Source organism: Gordonia sp. N1V (assembly GCF_029269935.1).
GTDB classification, from domain to species: domain Bacteria; phylum Actinomycetota; class Actinomycetes; order Mycobacteriales; family Mycobacteriaceae; genus Gordonia; species Gordonia polyisoprenivorans.
In genome coordinates this window covers 155,263-174,974 of the sequence record NZ_JARJDD010000012.1, presented here as the reverse complement: position 1 = coordinate 174,974, position 19,712 = coordinate 155,263, and the positions used below count along the sequence as shown (strand labels likewise).

25 protein-coding genes, 1 tRNA gene and 1 pseudogene are annotated in these 19,712 nt (G+C 67.4%); 19 read left to right on the top strand and 8 right to left on the bottom strand.

What is annotated here, in order from left to right; all coding sequences use genetic code 11:
* The first annotated feature begins 3 nt into the window (after window positions 1-3).
* The 5 genes from P3L18_RS16990 (at window position 4) to P3L18_RS16970 (ending at window position 3,697) form a co-directional block, all read left to right on the top strand.
* Window positions 4-1,083: a pseudouridine synthase gene (locus P3L18_RS16990; protein ID WP_276114739.1), complete on the top strand. Its 1,080-nt coding sequence runs from the start codon at window positions 4-6 to the stop codon at window positions 1,081-1,083.
* A complete protein-coding gene (cmk, locus tag P3L18_RS16985; RefSeq protein ID WP_276114738.1) occupies window positions 1,080-1,763 on the top strand; it encodes a (d)CMP kinase in 684 nt (227 codons plus the stop codon). The genes P3L18_RS16990 and cmk overlap by 4 nt, the downstream gene beginning before the upstream one ends.
* Window positions 1,760-3,217, top strand: coding sequence for a ribosome biogenesis GTPase Der (der, locus tag P3L18_RS16980; RefSeq protein ID WP_079929883.1), 1,458 nt, complete (start codon window positions 1,760-1,762; stop codon window positions 3,215-3,217). Before cmk ends, der begins: the two co-directional genes overlap by 4 nt.
* Before the next feature lie 47 nt (window positions 3,218-3,264).
* Complete coding sequence (locus tag P3L18_RS16975) at window positions 3,265-3,531, top strand: hypothetical protein (RefSeq protein ID WP_079929882.1); 267 nt, start codon at window positions 3,265-3,267, stop codon at window positions 3,529-3,531.
* 92 nt (window positions 3,532-3,623) lie between these two features.
* Window positions 3,624-3,697 (top strand) — tRNA-Pro (locus P3L18_RS16970).
* A 78-nt stretch (window positions 3,698-3,775) separates the two neighbouring features.
* Here the strand turns inward: P3L18_RS16970 and P3L18_RS16965 are convergent.
* On the bottom strand, window positions 3,776-4,942 hold the full coding sequence (locus tag P3L18_RS16965; RefSeq protein ID WP_276114737.1) for a site-specific integrase: 1,167 nt from the start codon (window positions 4,940-4,942) through the stop codon (window positions 3,776-3,778).
* Between the two features lie 236 nt (window positions 4,943-5,178).
* Here P3L18_RS16965 and P3L18_RS16960 point away from each other — a divergent pair, with 236 nt between their 5' ends.
* The 5 genes from P3L18_RS16960 to P3L18_RS16940 all read left to right on the top strand — a co-directional run bounded on the left by P3L18_RS16960 (window position 5,179) and on the right by P3L18_RS16940 (window position 7,825).
* Window positions 5,179-5,382: a helix-turn-helix domain-containing protein gene (locus tag P3L18_RS16960; RefSeq protein WP_276114736.1), complete on the top strand. Its 204-nt coding sequence runs from the start codon at window positions 5,179-5,181 to the stop codon at window positions 5,380-5,382.
* Between the two features lie 151 nt (window positions 5,383-5,533).
* A complete protein-coding gene (locus P3L18_RS16955; protein ID WP_276114735.1) occupies window positions 5,534-6,802 on the top strand; it encodes an AAA family ATPase in 1,269 nt (422 codons plus the stop codon).
* A 230-nt stretch (window positions 6,803-7,032) separates the two neighbouring features.
* Window positions 7,033-7,359 (top strand): hypothetical protein, encoded by a 327-nt coding sequence (locus tag P3L18_RS16950; RefSeq protein ID WP_276114734.1) that lies wholly within the window; start codon window positions 7,033-7,035, stop codon window positions 7,357-7,359.
* Window positions 7,356-7,583: a hypothetical protein gene (locus tag P3L18_RS16945; protein ID WP_276114733.1), complete on the top strand. Its 228-nt coding sequence runs from the start codon at window positions 7,356-7,358 to the stop codon at window positions 7,581-7,583. Before P3L18_RS16950 ends, P3L18_RS16945 begins: the two co-directional genes overlap by 4 nt.
* A complete protein-coding gene (locus tag P3L18_RS16940) occupies window positions 7,580-7,825 on the top strand; it encodes a hypothetical protein (RefSeq protein ID WP_276114732.1) in 246 nt (81 codons plus the stop codon). Before P3L18_RS16945 ends, P3L18_RS16940 begins: the two co-directional genes overlap by 4 nt.
* Window positions 7,826-8,255: 430 nt before the next feature.
* On the opposite strand, the gene P3L18_RS16935 is transcribed toward P3L18_RS16940, so the two are convergent.
* Window positions 8,256-8,468 (bottom strand): hypothetical protein, encoded by a 213-nt coding sequence (locus P3L18_RS16935; protein ID WP_276114731.1) that lies wholly within the window; start codon window positions 8,466-8,468, stop codon window positions 8,256-8,258.
* A 14-nt stretch (window positions 8,469-8,482) separates the two neighbouring features.
* Here P3L18_RS16935 and P3L18_RS16930 point away from each other — a divergent pair, with 14 nt between their 5' ends.
* The 6 genes from P3L18_RS16930 to P3L18_RS16905 all read left to right on the top strand — a co-directional run bounded on the left by P3L18_RS16930 (window position 8,483) and on the right by P3L18_RS16905 (window position 13,982).
* Window positions 8,483-9,949: a terminase large subunit gene (locus P3L18_RS16930; RefSeq protein WP_276114730.1), complete on the top strand. Its 1,467-nt coding sequence runs from the start codon at window positions 8,483-8,485 to the stop codon at window positions 9,947-9,949.
* Window positions 9,946-11,292, top strand: coding sequence for a phage portal protein (locus P3L18_RS16925; RefSeq protein ID WP_276114729.1), 1,347 nt, complete (start codon window positions 9,946-9,948; stop codon window positions 11,290-11,292). The genes P3L18_RS16930 and P3L18_RS16925 overlap by 4 nt, the downstream gene beginning before the upstream one ends.
* Window positions 11,289-11,795: a hypothetical protein gene (locus P3L18_RS16920; RefSeq protein ID WP_276114728.1), complete on the top strand. Its 507-nt coding sequence runs from the start codon at window positions 11,289-11,291 to the stop codon at window positions 11,793-11,795. The genes P3L18_RS16925 and P3L18_RS16920 overlap by 4 nt, the downstream gene beginning before the upstream one ends.
* Window positions 11,796-12,429: 634 nt before the next feature.
* On the top strand, window positions 12,430-13,263 hold the full coding sequence (locus tag P3L18_RS16915) for a phage major capsid protein (RefSeq protein ID WP_276114727.1): 834 nt from the start codon (window positions 12,430-12,432) through the stop codon (window positions 13,261-13,263).
* Between the two features lie 79 nt (window positions 13,264-13,342).
* Complete coding sequence (locus tag P3L18_RS16910; protein ID WP_276114726.1) at window positions 13,343-13,663, top strand: hypothetical protein; 321 nt, start codon at window positions 13,343-13,345, stop codon at window positions 13,661-13,663.
* Between the two features lies 1 nt (window position 13,664).
* Complete coding sequence (locus tag P3L18_RS16905; protein ID WP_276114725.1) at window positions 13,665-13,982, top strand: hypothetical protein; 318 nt, start codon at window positions 13,665-13,667, stop codon at window positions 13,980-13,982.
* A gap of 214 nt (window positions 13,983-14,196) precedes the next feature.
* Here P3L18_RS16905 and P3L18_RS16900 read toward each other — a convergent pair whose 3' ends face one another.
* The 4 genes and pseudogenes from P3L18_RS16900 to P3L18_RS16885 form a co-directional block, all read right to left on the bottom strand.
* Window positions 14,197-15,012 (bottom strand): DUF6596 domain-containing protein, encoded by an 816-nt coding sequence (locus P3L18_RS16900; protein ID WP_276114724.1) that lies wholly within the window; start codon window positions 15,010-15,012, stop codon window positions 14,197-14,199.
* Window positions 15,013-15,280: 268 nt separating this feature from the next.
* A pseudogene (locus P3L18_RS16895) lies at window positions 15,281-15,451 on the bottom strand (RNA polymerase sigma factor); the annotation flags it as partial.
* Window positions 15,448-15,771: a YciI family protein gene (locus tag P3L18_RS16890; protein WP_276114723.1), complete on the bottom strand. Its 324-nt coding sequence runs from the start codon at window positions 15,769-15,771 to the stop codon at window positions 15,448-15,450. The gene P3L18_RS16890 and the pseudogene P3L18_RS16895, both read right to left, overlap by 4 nt.
* 77 nt (window positions 15,772-15,848) lie before the next feature.
* The gene (locus P3L18_RS16885) at window positions 15,849-16,529 is read right to left on the bottom strand and encodes a DUF998 domain-containing protein (RefSeq protein ID WP_276114722.1); all 681 of its coding nucleotides are present in this window, start codon (window positions 16,527-16,529) and stop codon (window positions 15,849-15,851) included.
* Between the two features lie 219 nt (window positions 16,530-16,748).
* On the opposite strand from P3L18_RS16885, the gene P3L18_RS16880 reads away from it, so the two are divergent.
* Entirely contained in the window at window positions 16,749-17,228 is a 480-nt protein-coding gene (locus P3L18_RS16880; RefSeq protein WP_276114721.1) for a hypothetical protein, read from the top strand.
* Window positions 17,229-17,286: 58 nt separating this feature from the next.
* Here P3L18_RS16880 and P3L18_RS16875 read toward each other — a convergent pair whose 3' ends face one another.
* A complete protein-coding gene (locus tag P3L18_RS16875; protein ID WP_276114720.1) occupies window positions 17,287-17,865 on the bottom strand; it encodes a TetR family transcriptional regulator in 579 nt (192 codons plus the stop codon).
* 75 nt (window positions 17,866-17,940) lie between these two features.
* Between P3L18_RS16875 and P3L18_RS16870 the strand changes: the two genes are divergently transcribed.
* Together P3L18_RS16870 and P3L18_RS16865 are read left to right on the top strand one after the other, a co-directional pair.
* Window positions 17,941-18,348 (top strand): VOC family protein, encoded by a 408-nt coding sequence (locus P3L18_RS16870; protein ID WP_276114719.1) that lies wholly within the window; start codon window positions 17,941-17,943, stop codon window positions 18,346-18,348.
* Window positions 18,349-18,418: 70 nt separating this feature from the next.
* Complete coding sequence (locus tag P3L18_RS16865; RefSeq protein WP_020171125.1) at window positions 18,419-18,811, top strand: PPOX class F420-dependent oxidoreductase; 393 nt, start codon at window positions 18,419-18,421, stop codon at window positions 18,809-18,811.
* Window positions 18,812-18,843: 32 nt separating this feature from the next.
* Here P3L18_RS16865 and P3L18_RS16860 read toward each other — a convergent pair whose 3' ends face one another.
* Entirely contained in the window at window positions 18,844-19,641 is a 798-nt protein-coding gene (locus P3L18_RS16860) for a DUF1684 domain-containing protein (RefSeq protein ID WP_276114718.1), read from the bottom strand.
* Between the last annotated feature and the right edge of the window lie 71 nt (window positions 19,642-19,712).

Here is a 19,712-nt window from a genome sequence, read left to right as displayed (position 1 = left end):
GATATGGCAACCGCTGGCCGGGACGGCACACCGGGACGACGCAGGACAGACAAGAACAGCAAGACCGACAAGAACGGTAGGGCAGACAGAAACGCCACACCGCGCGGCAAGGCCACCGGCGACCGTTCCCGGGCAGGCAACGCCGCGAGCGGTCGGCGCGGCGGCAAGCCTGCGGGCAAGGGCGCCGGCGGCGCGGGTGCCCAGCAGCCGGCACAGGCCAAGAAGCGGCACCGCAAGGGGAGTTCGCAACCCGATGTGAAGGCCGGTCGGATCCGGCTCAACAACGCCCGGCCCGCACGCCACCAGGGCCCCACACCCGACGTCGAGGAACAGGGCGCCACCTATGTCGCCGACGGGGTGCGCCTGCAAAAGGTGCTCGCGCAGGCCGGTGTGGCCTCGCGGCGCGGCGCCGAGGAGCTCATCGCCGCCGGGCGTGTCGAGGTCGACGGAGAGATCGTCACCGAGCAGGGTCTGCGGATCAATCCCGACACCGCGATCATCCGGGTCGACGGCGCCCGGGTCATCATGGACGAGACACGTCAGTACCTCGCGCTGAACAAGCCCAAGGGCTGGCAGTCCACCATGTCCGACGACCAGGGTCGCCCCTGTGTCGGTGACATCGTCGCCGAGCGGGTCATGTCGGGTCAGCGACTCTTCCACGTCGGCCGGCTCGACGCCGACACCGAAGGTCTGTTGTTGCTCACCAACGACGGTGAACTAGCCAACCGCCTCATGCATCCGTCCTACGAGGTGCCCAAGACCTATCTGGCCTGGGTGCGCGGTGAGGTGCCCCGGTCGCTGGTGCGCACGCTGCGTGACGGGGTCGAACTCGACGACGGGCCGGTCGCCGTCGACGGCTTCACCATCCTCGGTGTGCACCAGGGCGAGTCCCAGGTCCGAATCGTGTTGCACGAGGGCAGAAATCGGATCGTCCGTCGGCTGATGGAGGAAGTCGGTTTCCCGGTGCAGGCGCTGGTGCGGACCCACATCGGCACGGTGGCCCTCGGCGAACAGCGTCCGGGAAGTCTGCGGGTACTCGGGCGCGATGAGATCGGTGCGCTGTACAAGGCGGTCGGCCTGTGAACGGCGGTGTGATCGCGATCGACGGCCCCGCCGGAACCGGCAAGTCGAGCGTGTCGAAGTTGTTGGCGCACAAGGTCGGCGCGCACTATCTCGACACCGGCGCAATGTATCGCGCGGCCACCCTCGCGGTGCAGCGGGCCGGGGTGGATCCCGCCGACGCGGATGCGGTTGCCGCAACCGTCGACGCCGCCGATATCGCCTTGCGTCCGAACGGAGACGGCTCATCGCGGGTGTTCCTCGACAGTGAGGACGTCAGCGGTCCGATCCGCTCCGATGCGGTCACCGCCGCCGTCTCCGCGGTGTCGGCGGTCCCGGCCGTGCGAACCAAACTCGTTGCGCTGCAACGCCGCCAGGCCGAATCGGAGCTGCTGGTGGTCGAGGGTCGAGACATCGGCACCGTGGTGTTCCCCGACGCCGCGATCAAGATCTTTCTCACCGCATCACCCGAGGCGCGGGCCGAACGCCGGCACCGCCAGAACCTCGCCGCGGGTCGGCCCAGCGACCATGTCGAGGTCCTTGCCGCGGTGAACCGACGCGATCATCTCGACTCGACCCGTGCGGTGTCCCCGCTGCGGCAGGCCAACGATGCGGTGCTGGTGGACACCAGCGACATGACCCTGGACCAGGTTCTCGACCGGTTGGTCGAACTGGTCCGCGCACGGATCGGAGTTGCCTCGTGACCGACACATCCGACGCCCCCGGTGGCACGGCCGACGCGCTCGCCCTGCCGGGCGACGGCACCTGGAGCGACGAAACCGAGTGGGATCTCGGCGACTTCGACGACATCGAGGAGTTCGGTGAGGCCGAACGGGTCCCCGAGGTGGCCATCGTCGGTCGCCCGAACGTCGGCAAGTCAACTCTCGTGAACCGTATCCTCGGCCGCCGCGAGGCCGTCGTCGAGGACATCCCCGGCGTTACTCGTGACCGCGTCTCGTATTCGGCGACGTGGTCGGGCCGCCGGTTCACCGTCGTCGACACCGGCGGCTGGGAACCGGATGCGAAGGGCCTTCAGCAAGCGGTGGCGGCGCAGGCCGAACTCGCGATGCGTACGGCCGACGTGATCGTGCTCGTCGTCGACGGGACCGTCGGGGCCACCACGACAGACGAGGCCGTCGCCCGCACGCTGCGCCGATCGAAGACCCCGGTCATCCTGGTGGCCAACAAGATCGACAGCGAGCGACAGGAGGCCGAGGCGGCCTCACTGTGGTCGCTGGGACTCGGTGAGCCACACCCGGTGTCGGCGGCGCACGGGCGGGGCGCCGGCGATGTCCTCGACGTCATCCTCGAGCGGTTGCCGCATACGCCGCGGGAGGACGCCGGTGTCCGGCTCGGCGGGCCACGCCGGGTCGCGCTCGTCGGGAAACCGAACGTCGGCAAGAGTTCGCTGCTGAACAAGCTCGCCGGGTCGCAACGCTCGGTGGTCGACAATGTTGCCGGCACCACCGTTGATCCGGTGGACGAGCTGATCCAACTCGACGGCAAGATGTGGCAATTCGTCGACACCGCGGGTCTGCGGCGCAAGGTCCGCACGGCCAGCGGTCACGAGTACTACGCTTCGCTGCGGACGCGGTCGGCGCTCGACGCCGCCGAGGTGGCGATTCTGTTGATCGATGCCTCCGAGCCCATCACCGAGCAGGACCTGCGTGTGCTGTCGATGATCATCGACTCCGGTCGGGCGCTGGTGATCGCGTTCAACAAGTGGGATCTGGTCGATGAGGACCGTCGGTACACCCTCGACAAGGAGATCGACCGGGAACTCGCCCGGGTGCCGTGGGCGCGGCGGGTCAACATCTCGGCGATGACGGGCCGAGCCGTGCAGAAGCTGGTGCCTGCGCTCGAAGGCGCCCTCGACTCGTGGGACAAGCGGATTTCGACAGGGCCGCTGAACAATTGGCTCAAGGAGGTCATCGCGGCCACCCCGCCGCCGCTGCGCGGCGGACGCCAACCTCGGGTCATGTTTGCCACCCAGGCCGCGGTACGGCCACCCACATTCGTGTTGTTCACCACCGGATTCCTCGAGGCCGGCTATCGCCGCTTCCTGGAGCGCAGACTGCGCGAGCAGTTCAATTTCGATGGTTCGCCGGTGCGGATCAACGTGCGGGTGCGCGACAAGAGGGATCGCCGCAAACGCTGACCAGTCGGGTCCGAGATCGCCGGATTGCCCTGTGACATACTCCTTTCGTGCTCATCTTGGCAATCATCGTGTTCGGAATGGTCATCGGCGCTCTCGCCCAACTGCTCATCGGCGGCAAGAACATGTGGAACATCGACTGGGGTCTCGCGATCGTCGCGGGTCTGGTCGGATCGTTCGTCGGTGGACTCCTGATCAGCTTGATCTCGGGTGACGGGATCAACTTCCGCCCCAGCGGGATCATCGGGTCGTTGATCGGCGCACTGATCGTCACCGGCGGTTGGGTCTGGTACAAGAATCGCTCTGCCGCTTCCTGATCAGTGCCCTGACCAGCCGATTGGCTCCTCGGGTGGATCGTCGGCTAGTCTCATCTACGCCTTGATGACGAGAGCTTCTCGGATCAGGGCAACGGGCTGTGGCGCAGTTTGGTAGCGCACTTGACTGGGGGTCAAGTGGTCGCAGGTTCAAATCCTGTCAGCCCGACGCAGGTCAGAGGCGGTTTCCGATCAACGGAAACCGCCTTTTTCGTGTCTACACCCAAACGATGTACCCAAACCGGCATCACGGCGTCGGCGTACCCAACATCGCCCCGAGGTTGTCCAACGCCGACCGGGCCGCGTCGTCGGACGTGTGCCCGTAAATGTCGCCGGTGATCGCGATGGAGGAGTGGCCCAGAATGTCGGCCACGGCCTTGATATGCGCCCCACCCTCCAGCAGGCCCACGGCCGCCGAGTGTCGTAGCGTGTGCGCTCCCACGTCCTCAATCCCGGCGGCCTTGGCGGCGACCTCCACGACGCGGAGCATGTTCCTTGGGTCCACCATGGTCCCGGCGGCCGTGGTGAACACCATCCCCGTCTCGGTCCAGGTGTTGGCTGCGGCCTTACGCTCGGTGTCTTGGCGGAGCTTGTGGTCCCGGAGTTCGGCCACCAGGGGAGCGGCCAGTGGGACCCGTCGCCGGGACCGGGTGGTCTTGGGCTCCGAGAGCACCAGCTCGCCGCCGACGCGGCTCAGCGTGTGCCTGACCGTCATCTCGGCCTTGTCCAGATCCAGGTCGGTCCACGCCAGTCCGGCAACCTCACCGCGCCGTAGGCCGGTGAACGCCATGAGGACAACAGCGGCGTAGTACCGGGAGCCCCTGGCGTGGGAGAGGAGGCTCTGGACCTCGACGGCCGAGAGGTGGCGGGCCTCGGTCCGGGTGACCTTTGGACGCCGGACCTTGGCCACCGGGTTCGAGGCCAGAAGTCCATCCCTGACAGCGATCTCCAGCGCACCGCGCAGGACGGTGTAGACCTGGCGGACCGTGGACTCGGAGAGTTCCGCCTTGCGGAGCCGGACCACCAGCGCCTCCACGTCGCTGGGCTTGAGCCGGTCCAGCCGCTTGGCCCCCAGGTCGCCGGTCTCCAGATGCGTCCGCGACAGCCCGGCGTACAAGGCCTTGGTGGTCGCTCGGCGGTCCGAGGCCTCCAAGGCCGTGGTCCGCCATGTCTTGAGCCAGTCGGCCACGGTCACGGCCGCGTCCCTGGCGGGCTGGCCCTCCTCGATCCTCTGGACGACCTTCTTGAGTGCCGCGCGACATTCTCGGGCGCTGTCGCCGTACACCGAGACCGAGCGGCGTCGGTCGGTGATCGGGTCAAGGAACGAGATCCGGCCTTCCCAGCGGCCTGTCGGTCGCCCGTCCTTGCCCTTGCGTTGCCTGACCGAGCCCTCACCGTTCGCACGTTTACCCATAAACAGGAGCGTACAAGTCAAGTGGTCATGTTTACGTCTGAGGCTCCGATCGCCTGTAGGTGTGACTGACATCACGTGAGTTTCGCTGACGTCTGCGAGCTGCGAGAACTCGGAAGTATGCTTGACGGGGTTGGTCAATTCTGTTGCGCTACACTTGACTTCGCACTTGCGCAGGTGGCGGTCGGTGCCCATGGTGGGTTCACACACGAACATTGCCGAACCTAGGAGATCCCGCCATGGCCCCCGACGACCGACTTCTGGTCCCGATCACCGACACGCAAACCCTCCTCGGGGGTTTGGGTAGGACGACGATCTACGAATTGGCCGAGGCTGGGGAGCTGACTCGGGTACGCATCGGTACCCGATCGTTCATCACTGCCGAGTCGATCCACGCGCTCATCGAGCGCAACACCGAGGCCACCCCCGACAGCGCCGCGTGACGCAGGACAATCCCGACCAACCCCAGGATCGTCCCCGTCCCTCCGAGCGAATCGGAATCCAAACCGTGACAACAACTTTCGCTATCACCCTCGCCGGGTTCGTCCTCGGCTGGCTCAGCGCCCGGCCGCTCCGCGTCGGCGGTGGTGCCCGGTGAGCGAGACCATCACCCTCTCGACGACGGGGGAAGTCGCCACCGTCCAGGGCGTGGTCGCCGCTGAGATCGCCGCGCTCAAGGACCGGGCCCGTCGGGCCGAGGCCCGCACGGTCGCGCTCAAGACCGACGAACTGGCGAGGGAGCGGCGTCGGCGAGCTGTCCGGCGCGAACTCGACGCCGAGGAGCGAGCAGAGCGCGCTGCGGTCGACGGCAAGCTCATCGACCGGATTCTTGACGTTGATGGGTTTCTCGACGCCGAGCCGCCCATGGCTCTGGTCAAGGACGTGCTCGACGGCGGCGGCACCTCCATGTTCATCGGACATCGAGGCAGCTATAAGACCGCGATCGCCCTCGACATGGCGCTGTGCATTGCCACGGGCACGTCGTGGGGACGCCACCGGACAGAACGCGGGCGCGTCCTCTATCTCGTCGGTGAAGGTGGTGGGCGCGCGTTCGGCATCCGGCTGGAGGCATGGCTCACTCACCACGACATCGCGCGCGACGAGATCCGACCGTGGTTTCGTGGCGTCGATGGAGCAGTACCGCTCATGTCGGACGCCTGGGATGAGCTGGTCGAGTTCGCCAGGGACTACCGGCCCGCGTTGATCGTCGTGGACACGCTCGCAAGGCACCAGATCGGCCTCGATGAGAACTCTAACTCCGACGCCTCCGATGCCGTCGCTAAGGCCGACCATCTGCGAGCAGAGACCGGGGCGGCCGTCATGCTGCTGCATCATCCGCCCAAAGGTGGCAGCAGTGGGCGCGGCGCCTCGGCCTGGGAAGGTGCCGCCGACTCGGTGTTCCTGCTCACCAAGGACGAGCCGGTACCGGGTCAGGTCGAGATGGTCACCACCAAACAGAAACACCGGCCGGAGACGGGCAAGTGGGCGTTTCGTATCAGGCAGGTCGATGTCGCCGCCAACGGCATCTGGCCCACCTCCATGGTGCCGGTGCACGCCGACCCTCTGGTGGTCGACAAGGCCGCGGTCGAGGCCAAAGCTGCCCGCGACGCCGCGCTCCAGACCGAGGTCCTCGCGTACATCCGAGGCCGGGAGGCGGCCGACATGGCTCCGAACAAGTCCGAGTTCCGGGACCATTTCAACGCCTCCAAGCGCCGGGAGGCTGCGCTCGACGCGCTCGCGGATCTGCGAATGCGCGGGGAGGTCGAGGAGGTTCCTGGTAAGGGTCGCTCGCGGGTTCTGCACGTCGTTGCCGATGCCACGATTCTCCCGTTTTCAGCCTGCAACGAGGGCGCCGATGCCTAGACCTGTGCCGACCTATCCGCGCACTATCCGCGCTGGCTATCCGCGCAAGTGTCGTGCACCGTAGCGCGGATAGCCCACGCCACCTGACCTGCACGAACAGTTCTATCCGCGCATCCGCGCCAATCCGCGCACTATCCGCGTTCTCTATCCGCGCATCCGCGCTGGGCCTACAGGCCCAGCAGCGGCGCAGATAGCGCGGACCAGATCCACTAGACACTGGAGACCCGAAAATGACAGACCCACACGAGGCCTCGGCGAGGTCCGAGATCCTCACTATCGTTATCCGGGCGTTGGCCAGGGAGGCCGCGCGACAACACCCGATCCAGATCGTGACGGCGGCCTCGGGAGGCTTCGACGTCCACCTCCGGCTCGACGGCACCTACCGATCTCGCGAGGACGCCACGGCGGCGGCTCGGTTCCTCAGCGACGCGCTCCTCGACGCAGCACGGTTACCGGCAATACTGGCGTCGGCCGACGTTGACGCACCGCCCGGGTCCGGGGTGCCGGATCTCCTCGGCGCCATGTACAGCCAGCGTGTCGATGGCGGTGACCAGTGAGCCGCCCGACGCCCGGGCTTCGGACCGCCGACGCCGTGCGTGTCCACCTCCGGGATGATCCGGCCGCTGAGGAGGTCGCCGCAATCCAGGCCTGGGCCGAGGAGCTCCAGCAGATCTGCGACGCCTGGCTCGACTCACGGGAGCGGCTGCGTGCCGCTCAGGCCGAGCGGGCCGAGGCGCGTGAGCACATGGCCGCGACTGAGCTACTGCGGGGTGCGCGATGAGCGGCCCCGTGCCCGAGCGCGTCGACGCGATGCTCGACGGGCTGGCGTACCTACAGGCCACGGCTGAGGGTGACGAGGCAGGGCGCCGGGCGGTTGCCCTCAACTGTGATCCGGCACTCATGGTCGACGCGATCGCCGAGGCTGCGATCGAGTTGGCCGACTCGGCCGTGGTCGGCGGGGCGTCGGCGTGGCTGGCGGCGTTGCGTCGGGTGGTCGTCGAGCGTCGGGGTGATGAGACGTGATCCTCGGCCCGTGCTTGGGCTGCGGTGAGCCCACGGCCGCCCCACGGTGTCCTCAGTGCTCGGCGCAGCACGAGAGGGAGGTCGGCAGGCCTGGGACGACCGAACGCGGCTACGACGGCGCGTGGAAACGTCTCTCCGAGCGTGCCCGGCGCCGCCAAGGGTTCTGCACCGACTGCGGGACGACTGACGACCTCACCGTGGACCATCTGCCCCAGGCGTGGGTCCGGCGGTCCCAGGGCCGCGCTCTGCGGCTGTGCGACGTCGAGGTGGTCTGCCGTGGGTGCAACGCCAAACGCGGCCGTGCGCGGCCCTCAGACCCCAGGGGGGTTACCCCTGGTCAGGGCCATTCTCGACCCGCCGGTGAGTCAAACTTTGCGAGTCAGATCCCAGATAGTGAGACGATGGTTCCAGGAGGTGAACTGTGACGGCGTTATTGAATCTCGATCCGCGACCATTTGGCCGGAGAGAAGATGAGGTCCCAGAGCTTGCCGGTCTGCTCGCTGCCTCCGGCAAACCGCATGAACAGAACACCGCCCTCGATGGTCCACTCGACGTCCGGGTACGGGTGTCCGTCCTCCAGAAGTCCGTCGGTGAGTTCGGCCTTGATGAAGTGGACGCGCAGTGTGTTTCGTTGGGTTTCCATCCGGAGATGGTCGCATGAGGCCCGGCGCTAAGGGCGTGATCCTCGCTGATCCGTTGTCACTCAAGGGGTATCCGAAGGACCGGGCCCGGCGTCGGGAGCGGTTCATCGGCCAATACCTCAAGGTCCCCAAAGGCGTTGGCGCGCTTGAGGATGTCAAGCTCCGCAAGTTCCAGCGCGACATCATCCGGGAGGTGTACCGCGACGGTATTCGTACCGGTCTCGTGTCCATCCCGCGCGCCAACGGTAAGACCTCGCTGGCCGCGATGCTGGCCGTGGCGGAGCTGTTCGTTGGTCCGGCGTCGGCGGAGGTGCTGGTGGTGGCCTCGGATCAGCGTCAGTCCTCGATCACGTTGCGGCTGGCCAAGCGCATGATCGAGTTGAACTCCGAGTTGGCCGAGCGGGCGCACGTCTACCGCGACCGGATCGAGGTACCCGAGAACGACGCCTCGCTGGTCCCGCTCCCGGCCGAGCCGGGAGCCCTCCACGGACATGACCCGTCGCTCCTCATCGTGGATGAGCTGCACGTCGTCACCGAGGAGGTGTGGGAGGCTGTCACCTCGGTGACCGGCAAGCGGCCGGAGTCGCTCACCCTGGCGATCTCGACACCTGCGGCCTCGGTGGACAGCGTGATGTGGAAGTTGGTCGCCCACGGCCGCGCCGGTAACGACCCGGCGTTCGCGTTCAAGGAGTACGCCGCGCCGGAGGGATGCGCGACCGACGACGCCGAGGCCTGGAGGGCGGTCAACCCGGCCCTGGCGTGCGAGCGGCCGTTCCTGGCGCTGGACGGCATGGAGGCCGCACGGCAGACGCTGCGGGAGCCGGTGTTCCGTCAGCTCCGCCTCGGCCAGTGGGTGGGTCAGGTGGACCGCTGGCTCCCATGGGGAGCGTGGGAGGAACTGGCCTCGCCGGAGATCAAGGTGATGCCGCGTCAGCGGGTGGTCCTGGCATTCGACGGGTCGGCCTCGGGGGACTCCACGGCGCTCGTCGGCGCCACGTTGGGGCCAAAGCCGCATCTGTTCCTGGCCGGGATCTGGCAGAACCCGGGAGATCCGCGTTGGCGGGTCCCGCGCGCCGACGTGGACGCCAAGGTCCGGGAGATGTTCGACCGCTATGACGTGGTGGAGCTGGCGGCCGACCCGTGGGGTTGGCGCTCGGAGATCGAGACCTGGGCCGCACGGCATGGGGAGCGCCGGGTCTTGCAATGGAACACCGCTAACGCCCAGCGCATGGCCCCGGCCACCGATCGGTTCTACGCGGCGGTCACCACAGGACAGCTCACCCACGACGGTGCCGAGGATCTCGCCGCGCACCTCGGTAACTGCGTGGCCAAGTCGACCCCACAGGGCGATCTCGTGTCCAAGGACAAGCGCGGTAGTCCCCGAAAGATCGACGCGGCGGTGGCCGCGATCGTGGCCCTGGACCGGGCCGCACACCACACGACCAAGAAAAACCGAAGGCGCGTAAGGAGTTTCGCCTCATGAATGAACCAACCAACATCGAACTCGACCGGGCTCTCGACGTACGGGCCGCGCGGCTGCACATGCTCGCCCAGTACTACGCCGGAGAGCAACCGCTCGCGTTCCTCTCGCCCGATGCCAAGAAGGCGATCGGGCAGCGGTTCGACCGCATCGCCTGCAACCTGCCCCGGCTCGCCGTGTCGGCGATCGCCGAGAGGCTGCGGATCACCGGGTTCACCGATGCCAGCGGCGCCCGCGACGCCGCCCTGTGGGAGGCATGGGTCCGCTCGGACCTCGACCAGACCGCCCCAGCAGGGCATCGCGAGGCGCTGGCGATCGGCGAGGCTGCGGTCATCGTGTGGGCCAACGCCGCCGGTAAGGCAGTGGCGACCGTCGAGAGCGGCCGTCAGGTCGCCGTGTACCGGGATGCGGGCTCCCACGAGACCCTGGCGGCGGTGAAGCGGTGGTCGGATCTCGCACCCGACGGTACCGAGCGGCAAACGCGGTGGGTGGTCTACCGGCCGGACCGGATCGAGCATCTCGTCGGAGACGGTGCCAGCATCACCGGGGCCAAGGTCACCGGGGTGATCGACAACCCGCTCCTCGCGGTGCCCGTCGTCGCGCTGACCAACACCGACCGGCCGCTCGACGTGTTCGGTGTCTCCGAGTTCACCGACCTGATCCCGATCGTGGACGCGCTCAACAAGATCAGCGCCGACATGCTCGTGTCGTCCGAGTACGGGGCGCGGCCTCGGCGGTGGGCCACCGGCCTGGAACTCGAAGAGCGGCCCAAGCTCGACGACGACGGCAACCCGGTCGTCGACGAGGACGGTGAGGAGGTCCTGGAGGTCGTCAATCCGATCCCCGAGGACTCCAAGCTTCTGATCAACGAGGCTCCTGAGGGCAAGTTCGGGCAGCTCCCGGGCGCGGATCTGACCGGATATGACACCGCTGTGCGGGTTCTGCTCCAGCAGGCCTCGGCGGTCTCGGGCCTGCCTGGGCACTATCTGGGCATCACCACGTCGGTCCCGGCGTCTGCGGACGCGATCCGGGCCGCTGAGGCCGCGCTGACCGCCCGGGCCGAGGCCCGCATGGCGGTGTTCGGTCCGGCGTGGGAGGCGGTGGCCCGGCTGATCTCGGCCGTCGAGCGTGGCGGCGAGGTCACCGACTACACGCCTCGGGTGCAGTGGGCCGACCCCTCGACGCGCTCGGCAGCCGCCGAAGCCGACGCGGTGGTCAAGCTCCACGCCGCCGGAATCATCACCACAACCGAGGCCCGGACCCGCCTGGGCATCGACAACCCCGAGCAGGGACCGACAGCGGCCCCGATCACCCCCACCGTGACCCCTGAGGAGGGCGCAGCATGACCGACGACAAGCACACCGAGCAGGAGCAGACCACCGAGGACGCTCCCGACGCCACCGATTCGGCCGGCCAAACCGCCCCCGAGGCCTCGGACACCACGGCCAGCAACGCCGAGACTGACTCGGGGACAACCGAATCCGGCGCGACCGATGCCGCGTCGGCGGACACCGAGACCGCGTCGGACGGTGACACCTTCGACCGCGCCTACGTCGAGGACCTCCGCAAGGAGTCAGCCGGGTATCGGACCCGCGTCCGGGACCTGGAGCAGCAGCTCCACCGGCTCCAGGTGCAGCAGACCGGCGCGCTCGCCGATCCGGCCGACTTGCCATTCGACGCGGCGCACCTGGAGTCACCCGAGGCCCTCCAGGCCGCGATCGACGCCCTGCTCGCTGACAAGCCGCACCTCAAGGCGCGAGCGTTCGCACCCGGGGGAGCGGCGCAGGGAGCCCGTGGGCAGGTGTCGGGAGGCGTCGACCTCCTCGGCATGCTCCGAGGGATGGTGTAGCCATGGCCGGTGACTGGGGCGAGAGTTCGGGACTGAACATCGGCGGCCATTTCGGCGGCGAGGTCTCCTCCGAGGGCTCGGGTGCTCGGCTGAAAATGGGCATCCGCAATGTGCCGATCATCGGCTCGATCAACTTGGTGAACGCGAGCCTGCCCGGGTTCGCCCGAGGCGGCCAGATCCCAGGCCAGGCCGCCGGATCTCGGGCTGCGGCCGGGGCACACCGTGACCGGGTCGCGAGTCCGTCACCGTCACGGTCCGGTGGCGGGCGTCGGCAGGGTGGACGTGACGCGCCGACCGCCTCGGGGTCCTCGGCGGGCCACAGCCATCGAGCGTCGTCAGGTGGCGGCGCCAAACGGTGGCATGGCATCGGTAACGGGATCACCTTGGCGCCCGGCACTGGTATGAACCTCCCCGGTCGTTCAGGAGGTGGCCCATGCGGAAGCTGCCGCGCCGGTCGAACGGTTCCGATCTCGGGGCCGTGGTGACGTTGCCCGAGGCCTGGGAGTCATTGCCCAGGCCTCGGGTGTCCCATATAGTGGGACTTATCGCCCAGGTGGCGGGATAACTAGACGCCGAGGTGGCCGGGTGCCCAGAGTGCGAACACCGTTCAATCACAACCACTTTGGAGAATCCCGTGGCAACCGAAACCACCACCGCCAATCCGACTCTGCTCCAGGAGCAGGTCGCCAGCCTCCTGGTCCAGCCGCTTGAGGCGCAGTCCGTCGTCCTGGCGTCGAGCCCGAAGATCTTCGACACCTCCAGCCCGCTGCGCATCCCACGCCTGACCTCCGGGGCGTCGGTCGGGTTCGTCGCTGAGGGTGCCCAGATCCCCGAGGGTGACGTCTCGTTTGACGAGGTGAAGCTCCTGCCGTCGGATCTCAAGTCGCTCAAGGTCATCGTGCGGTTCACCAACGAACTGGTCCGACAGTCCGTGATCGGCCTGGACGCGGTGCTCAAGACCCGTCTGGTGACCGATGTCGCCAACGCCCTGGACACCGCCCTGCTGTCGGGCACCGGGGCGTCCAAGACCATCAAGGGCATCGTGAATCAGGCCGGGGTGCAGACCGGCGTCCTCGACGCCGACAACCCCGATTCTTACCTCGACGCGATCGCCAAGGCGCACGCGGCCGAGGTGACCCCGAATCGGTGGTTCATCAACAGCCAGGACTTCATCGCCCTGCGTAAGGCCAAGGACACCCAGGGCCGCTATCTGCTGGAGACCGACCTCACCGCCGACGCCGTCTACCGTCTGTTCGGGATCCAGGTCACCCCGACCAACAAGCTGGCCTCGGGCAAGGCGATCCTCCTCGACACCAACCAGGTGGCGGTCGCCCGTGACCTGGCGCCGAGCGTGACCCTGCTGCCGGAACTGTACGCGGCCACCGACGAGACCGCGATCCGCGTCGTGGCCCGCTTCGACCTCGGGCTCCTGCATCCCGAGGGTGTCGTCGTCCTCACCGCCGCCTGATCGGCCCCCTCAATCGTGGTCCGGGCATGGGTTTCGTCGCGGTTTCCCATGCCCGGGCCACCCCCGTTAGGAGGATGAGATGGCAGTCACGCCAACAGATCTCGTCAAGTGGCTCGGACAGGACACCACCGACACCGCGCTCATGGCCCAGGCCGGGCAGGCCGTCACCATGGCCTCGGCGATGATCGACGCCTACTGCCGGGGTGCCCACCTCAAGGCCGACGGACACACCACCCGGCCCGGTATCGACGCGGTCGTGCTCATGGCCTCGGCCCGGATGCTGGCCAACCCCGAGCAGCTGCGCTACGCGACCGGCGTCGTGACGTTCAACGAGGGCTTCGGCGGGTTCACCCTCGCCGAGCGTGCGGTCCTCGACCGCTACCGCAAGAAGGCGGCCTAAGGTGCCCCGGCTCCTGCTCCGCGACTCCATCACCGTCAAGGTCGGTGGTGGCACGAACAGTGACGGCGACCCGATCCCTCAGCAGACGATCGCCATGCGTGCCGAGGCCGTGCCGATCTCCGGCGACGAGCAGGCCCTCCGTGGCCGCATGGCGACCTCGGTCGAGTACCGATTCCTCGTCACCGACAAGCGCGCCGAGGGCACCACAACGCTGGTCTACCGGGGGCAGACGTTCACCTGTCAGGGCAAGTGGATGGTCTACCGCATCGGCGGCCGCGTCCATCACCTGGAGGTCGTCGCCCGCTTCGGCACGGGCTAGGCCGTACCCAAACGCTGACCCAAACCAGCTCGGAATCACGCCGGTATTCGCTCATGTTCGCGGGCGTGCGAGAACGACGAAAATTCTTGCAGCACAAAACCATAGATGAACATCTACGGACTCCCACGGATCTACCTGCGATAGCTGGGGGTCAAGTGGTCGCAGGTTCAAATCCTGTCAGCCCGACGCAAAGGCCCCGGTGAGAATCGATATCTCACCGGGGCTTCGTCGTGTCCGAGGGTCGTCGCCGCTCCCGTTGCGACAGGTACCGGATCTCGGTCTCGTTCTGGGTCAGTTCGGCCGCCGCGAGGAAGTCGGTGCGGGCGTCCGCCGCATCTCCTGCCGTATCGAGGAGGTGGGCCCGGATCGCGTGCGCTCGCTGACGAGTGAGCGGATGCTGCAGGAGCCCGTGCTCTTGATCGAGTCGATCCAGCAGTTCCAGCGCGGGTCGGGTGCCATAGGCGTGGGCCACGGCGACGATGCGGGAGAGCATGACGGGCCCCGCGGGCTCGACGTGTTCGAGGGCGAGGTAGAGGGCGGCGATCTGCTGCCAGTCGGTGTGCGCGGGGGTCGGTGCGGTGGCGTGGAGCGCGGCGATCGCGGCTTGTAGCCGGTAGGCCCCGATGCTTCCCTCGCGCCAGGCCGAGCGGGCGAGTTCGGTCCCCTCCGCGATCATCGCGTGATCCCACCGGCTGCGGTCCTGCTGTGCGAGCGGAATGAGATCGCCATCCGGCGTCGACCGGCTCGCGCGGCGCGAATCGGTCAAGAGCATGAGCGCGAGAAGCCCGGTGGATTCCACGTGCTCCGGCACCAGTTCGTGCAGGAGTCGGGTGAGGCGGATGGCCTCGGCGGTCAGGTCGGTGCGAGTGAGAGATCGACCGGCCGTGGCCGTATACCCCTCGTTGAAGATGAGGTACGGAACACGCATGACGGCGGAGATACGCTCCTCCACGTCGTCGTCGGCGGTGGCCTCGAAGCGCGCACCGCTCTTGCGTATCCGTTGTTTCGCGCGACTGATGCGCACCGCCATCGTCTGTTCGGTGACGCCACGCGTGCGCGATCTCGGAGGTTGTGAGCCCGCCGACGGCGCGGAGGGTCAGCGCGACGCGCGATCCGAACGACAGTGACGAGTGACAGCAGAGCATCAGCAGGTTCAGGCTGTCGTCCTGGTCGGATACGGGAGAACGCTCGGGCAGCGTCTCGGCGAGGACGTACTGGTCTTCTCGCCGACGAGCGGCCGACTCGGCGCGCAGCCCATCGACCATGCGGCGGTAGGCAACCCGGATGAGCCATCCGCGGGGGTGCTCCGGGATCGAGTCGGCAGCCCATTGCCGGCTCGCCGCGACGAGAGCGTCCTGCGTGGCCTCCTCCGCGAGATCGAAATGACCGAACCGTCGAACCAGGGCACCGAGGACCTGCGGCGCCTCTCGGCGCAGCAGGTCCTCGATCGCGGTCGATCCATTCGTCACGCGAAATCGTCACCCATGATCGGGCGGATCTCCATCGGTTCACCCAGGAGATCGACCATCCTGGCCACGATGTCCCGAGCACGCTCCAGACCGGAGACGTCGATGACGGCGAAAGACGCGAGCACCTCTTTCAGTTCCGCGAACGGGCCGTCGGTGATGACAATGCCCTTGCCACTCCTGCGCACCGTCGTGGACATCGCCGGGTGGCCGAGCCCCTCTGTGCTCACGAACTCACCTGTCGCGCGGAGCTCGGCCTCGAACTTCTGATAGGCGGCGAACGCCTCCAGCGCGTCGTCCGTGGGGGCATCCGAGGTGGCCACATCTCAACTCTCGCTCGGGGTATAGCCCAGGATGAGGAACTTCATCGTCGTGATCTCCTTGCCTCGAACCAAGGTCTTCATGCTAACGATCGGCTCGAACCGCGGCGGAGCAAGCGGATCGCCGTCGCGCTGCACCATCCGAAGGCGAAGAGGCCGGTAACGGCGACCTGGATGCCGGCGACTTCGGGAACGACCGGAAGGAGCAATGTCAGCGCCACGACGGCGTTGCCCACCGCGGAGAGCGACCGGCGTTCGCGGATCGATCGCACGAACGCGATCACGGCGGCGAGGGCGATCGCGGTGAACCCGACGATGGCCGCAACCATGTGCACCAGTGCGTGCCAGGTCGTCTCGGCCGCGGGACCATCAGGCGTGCCCACAGGGAAGCCGTGCGAGGGGTCCTGCGGGAAGATGCCCGCCGCGATGAAGCCCACTCCCGCCACAGCAATGAACAGCGGAAGCGCGGCCCGGCCGATGCCCGTGGTCACGAGGATGCGGTGGCCGACGGCCAGGCAGAGCAGCCCGAGCCCGGCGAGAACGAAGGTGAGCATCTGAACCCAGCCCCACTGTCCTGTCGAGAGCTGACTGATGGGATGGATCCGGAGATCGAATCCTTCGCGCGTGGCCATCTGCGCGAGGGCAGACAGATAGAAGAGGGGGCCGGCGGCCCCGGCGACGAGCATTGCGGACACATGCGGTCTCAGGTCCGCGAACCCCGCTCGGGGAGTCGCTGCGGGGACGGCGTGATGCAAGGTCATGGTGGTCTCCTGTGGTCGACGAGGTGCGTTGCACGGATACCTCGGAGCCCACCGCCGATTCTTGACGTCGCCGTTTCTTGACGTCCGCCGATCCCTGGTGTCCGACTGAATGTCTTTCGCGGGACTGCTGTGCGTGCCGCCGATGTCATTCCGCGCCTCTGGGCTCCGAGGTATCAGGTGAACGCGACCCGCCGGGTCGCTCTCGGAAGGAGAACACCCATGAACGACAACCCGATTGCAGACGTTACGGCCGAGCAGATCGATGCCTACGGTCTCGACGGCGCCCCAACTCCCAGCGAGGCTGTCGCCGCGCTCAACCGCCTGGTCGGCGAGTGGACCGTGACAGGAGGGGCCGAAGGCATCGTCCGCTACGAGTGGATGCCGGGGCGCTTCTTTCTTTTCCAGCACGTTGCGCTGACGCAGTTCGGTCAGGAGATCAGCGGCGTCGAGGTCATCGGCAACCTCCATCCGTTCGGCGAGCCGGTGCAGTCCGATGTCGTGTCACGGTTCTACGACTCGATGGGCAACACCTTCGACTACGTGTACGAACTCGACGGGGACACGCTCACGATCTGGGCCGGCGCCAGGAACGGTCCGGCGTATTTCCGCGGCTCCTTCGGCGACGACGATCGGGTGCTCGACGGCGCCTGGGTCTACCCCGGCGATGGCGGCTACGCGTCGGTGATGACGCGTCGGTGACCGCACCGGAGTCATGGCCGAGTGCTGGCGCACCAGCCATCGGGAACCTGCGACGCTGTCACGAGAGATAGGCGGCGAGTAGCCGGTTGAGAGCCGAATGTGCTTGGGCGCGAGCCACATCGGTATTCGCGTGTTGGGCGATCCAGAGGGCGGTTTCGTTCATGGCGCCGGACAGTTGTGCGGTGGTCGCGTCGAGCAGCTCCTCGTCGACGCCGGCCGCACGCAGGGCATCGCGCAGGTGTGCTGCGGAATTCTCGGCGTCGAGCCGACGCCACTCCTGCCAGCCGACCACCGACGGGGCGTCGATGAGCAGGATTCGTACCGCGGTGCCGGACGTGATCGCGTCGAGGAATGCGTGTGCTCCGACGCGGAGTTGGTCGCCGGGGTCTGCACCGGCCGCCTGTGCTGCTTGTACGACCGCATCGGCGACGCGCACCTGCAGCCGTGCGGCGACAGCGCCGAACAGTCCGGCCTTGTTCCGGTAGTGGTGATAAACCGCCCCGCGCGTGACGCCTGCGGCGCCGGCGACATCGTCAAGTGAGACGTCGGCGAAACCTCGTGACGAGAACAGTTCGGTTGCCGAGTCGAGAACGCGCTGGGCGGTCTGAGCGGCGTCGGCCGCGGAGGCGCGGGGCATGGACTCTTCCTTTACGTGCGGTGCGTATGTATTCTGATCTCGTTACATACTCACTGTACGTAAAGGGGAGTTCTCTTGTCAGTCACCAGTTTCTATCCCGTCCTCATGTCGCGCGACGTCGGCGCCGCGGCATCCTTTTATCGCGAACTCCTCGGGTTCGAGACGACGTTCGAGTCCGACTGGTACGTCAGTCTGAGATTGGGGGCCTTCGAGGTGGCCGTCCTGGCTCATGATCACGCCACGATCCCCGAGGGGTACGGAGCGCTCCCGCGAGGGGTGATCGTGAACCTCGAGGTCGACGATATCGACGCGGTCCACCGCAGCCTGGCGGCTGATCCGGACATCGAGATCGTCATGGGCCTCAGAGACGAGGACTTCGGGCAACGGCATTTCATCCTCGCCGCACCCGACGGTGTCCTTCTCGACGTCATCCAGCCGCTGCCACCGAGTGCCGAGTACGCCGACGCCTATGCGTCGGCGTAGCGGTGACACGATGGATCGGTGAGACGACAGGTGGCTGACACGACAGCCCCCGCGACGAAGCGAGGAATCCATGACGCTGCCCGATGATCTTGTTGCCCTGCTGCGCCGACCCGCACCGTGCCATGTCGCGACGATCATGCCCGACGGGTCGCCGCAGCTCACCCAGACGTGGGTCGACACGGACGGCGAGCACGTTCTCGTCAACACGGTGCAGGGGTTCCAGAAGGAGAAGAACATTCAGCGTGATCCGCGGGTGTCGATCAACGTCTCCGATCCCGACAACCCCGCGCGGTACTTCGAGATCCGGGGCCGTGTGATCGGGTCGACCACCGACGGGGGAGCCGAGCACATCGAGGCGTTGTCGCAGAAATACCTCGGAGCGCCGTATCCCTGGTTCGGAGGACGCGACCAAACCCGCATCATCCTCACCATCGACGCAGACAAGATCCACGGAGTCGGCTGAGAAGTCTGGGCCCTGAGCTGTCTGTGCAGGTGTCACCGGCGCTCGTGGGGAATCTTCTCGCCGGCGGTCACGTCGAACGGCAGTGTGTTGCCCGCCGGCGGTAGGGGGCAGGTCGCGAAGTCGATGAACGCGCACGGCAGGTTCGTCGCCCGGTTGAAGTCGATGATGACCTCGCCTCCACTTCTCACCACCTCGTCGTCGGCCTCGACGGCCACGCTGCGGTTGGCCGCGTACGTGGTCACCCCGGAGGTACCGTCGGTGAACAGCACGGACAGGCCACCGCCCTTGCCGTTGAATGCGATGAGGCGGTGGTCGACGCCGTCGCGGGTCAGGACGAGCTCGCCGGGCGAAACGTAGACGTGCGCAAGCCCTTCGGCCACGGCACCCACGGTCACCGGGCGGGGTGTCGAGTAGGGCTCGAAGGTGGCCGACAGCGCCCAGGCCGGGTCGGGGTCATAGGCAGGCACCCCACGGAAATCGCGGACGGTGGGCGCGTTCTCGTCATGCACCCGGATCAGATAGCCCTCGCCGCGGCGCGCGACTTCGAGGTGCACACCGTCGAGTTCGACGATCTCGCCGGCGCCGGTCGCATCGAGGTCGAAGTCGCGGGCTGCAAATATCTCGCCGCCGTCGGGTCGAAGGTGGCCGGTTGCGCCGTCGTACCACCAGGTGCCGGGAAGCCCGTCGAATCGGGTCGGCTCGGTCTCGAGCCACTCGAGTCGGTTGATCGACAACCACCCGAGCGGGTTCGCGAGATCGCGTTCGCGAGCGGTGTGCCACTCATACCACTGCTCGGCGAAATCGGCGTCGGTCGACAAGGTTTCGGTCATCGCACAAGGCTCCTGACGATGGTGGGGGATTCGGGGGGACCTGGGGTGGTCGACGCGGTGCTGCGCGTACC

What these genes read in the sequence shown, in the direction of transcription:
- P3L18_RS16990 (WP_276114739.1), top strand. Translation starts at nt 4, where the DNA reads ATGGCAACCGCTGGCCGGGACGGCACACCGGGACGACGCAGGACAGAC.
- P3L18_RS16965 (WP_276114737.1), bottom strand. Translation starts at nt 4,942, where the DNA reads ATGGGTAAACGTGCGAACGGTGAGGGCTCGGTCAGGCAACGCAAGGGC.
- P3L18_RS16960 (WP_276114736.1), top strand. Translation starts at nt 5,179, where the DNA reads ATGGCCCCCGACGACCGACTTCTGGTCCCGATCACCGACACGCAAACC.
- P3L18_RS16950 (WP_276114734.1), top strand. Translation starts at nt 7,033, where the DNA reads ATGACAGACCCACACGAGGCCTCGGCGAGGTCCGAGATCCTCACTATC.
- P3L18_RS16940 (WP_276114732.1), top strand. Translation starts at nt 7,580, where the DNA reads ATGAGCGGCCCCGTGCCCGAGCGCGTCGACGCGATGCTCGACGGGCTG.
- P3L18_RS16935 (WP_276114731.1), bottom strand. Translation starts at nt 8,468, where the DNA reads ATGGAAACCCAACGAAACACACTGCGCGTCCACTTCATCAAGGCCGAA.
- P3L18_RS16930 (WP_276114730.1), top strand. Translation starts at nt 8,483, where the DNA reads ATGAGGCCCGGCGCTAAGGGCGTGATCCTCGCTGATCCGTTGTCACTC.
- P3L18_RS16925 (WP_276114729.1), top strand. Translation starts at nt 9,946, where the DNA reads ATGAATGAACCAACCAACATCGAACTCGACCGGGCTCTCGACGTACGG.
- P3L18_RS16920 (WP_276114728.1), top strand. Translation starts at nt 11,289, where the DNA reads ATGACCGACGACAAGCACACCGAGCAGGAGCAGACCACCGAGGACGCT.
- P3L18_RS16910 (WP_276114726.1), top strand. Translation starts at nt 13,343, where the DNA reads ATGGCAGTCACGCCAACAGATCTCGTCAAGTGGCTCGGACAGGACACC.
- P3L18_RS16900 (WP_276114724.1), bottom strand. Translation starts at nt 15,012, where the DNA reads ATGGCGGTGCGCATCAGTCGCGCGAAACAACGGATACGCAAGAGCGGT.
- P3L18_RS16885 (WP_276114722.1), bottom strand. Translation starts at nt 16,529, where the DNA reads ATGACCTTGCATCACGCCGTCCCCGCAGCGACTCCCCGAGCGGGGTTC.
- P3L18_RS16880 (WP_276114721.1), top strand. Translation starts at nt 16,749, where the DNA reads ATGAACGACAACCCGATTGCAGACGTTACGGCCGAGCAGATCGATGCC.
- P3L18_RS16875 (WP_276114720.1), bottom strand. Translation starts at nt 17,865, where the DNA reads ATGCCCCGCGCCTCCGCGGCCGACGCCGCTCAGACCGCCCAGCGCGTT.
- P3L18_RS16865 (WP_020171125.1), top strand. Translation starts at nt 18,419, where the DNA reads ATGACGCTGCCCGATGATCTTGTTGCCCTGCTGCGCCGACCCGCACCG.
- P3L18_RS16860 (WP_276114718.1), bottom strand. Translation starts at nt 19,641, where the DNA reads ATGACCGAAACCTTGTCGACCGACGCCGATTTCGCCGAGCAGTGGTAT.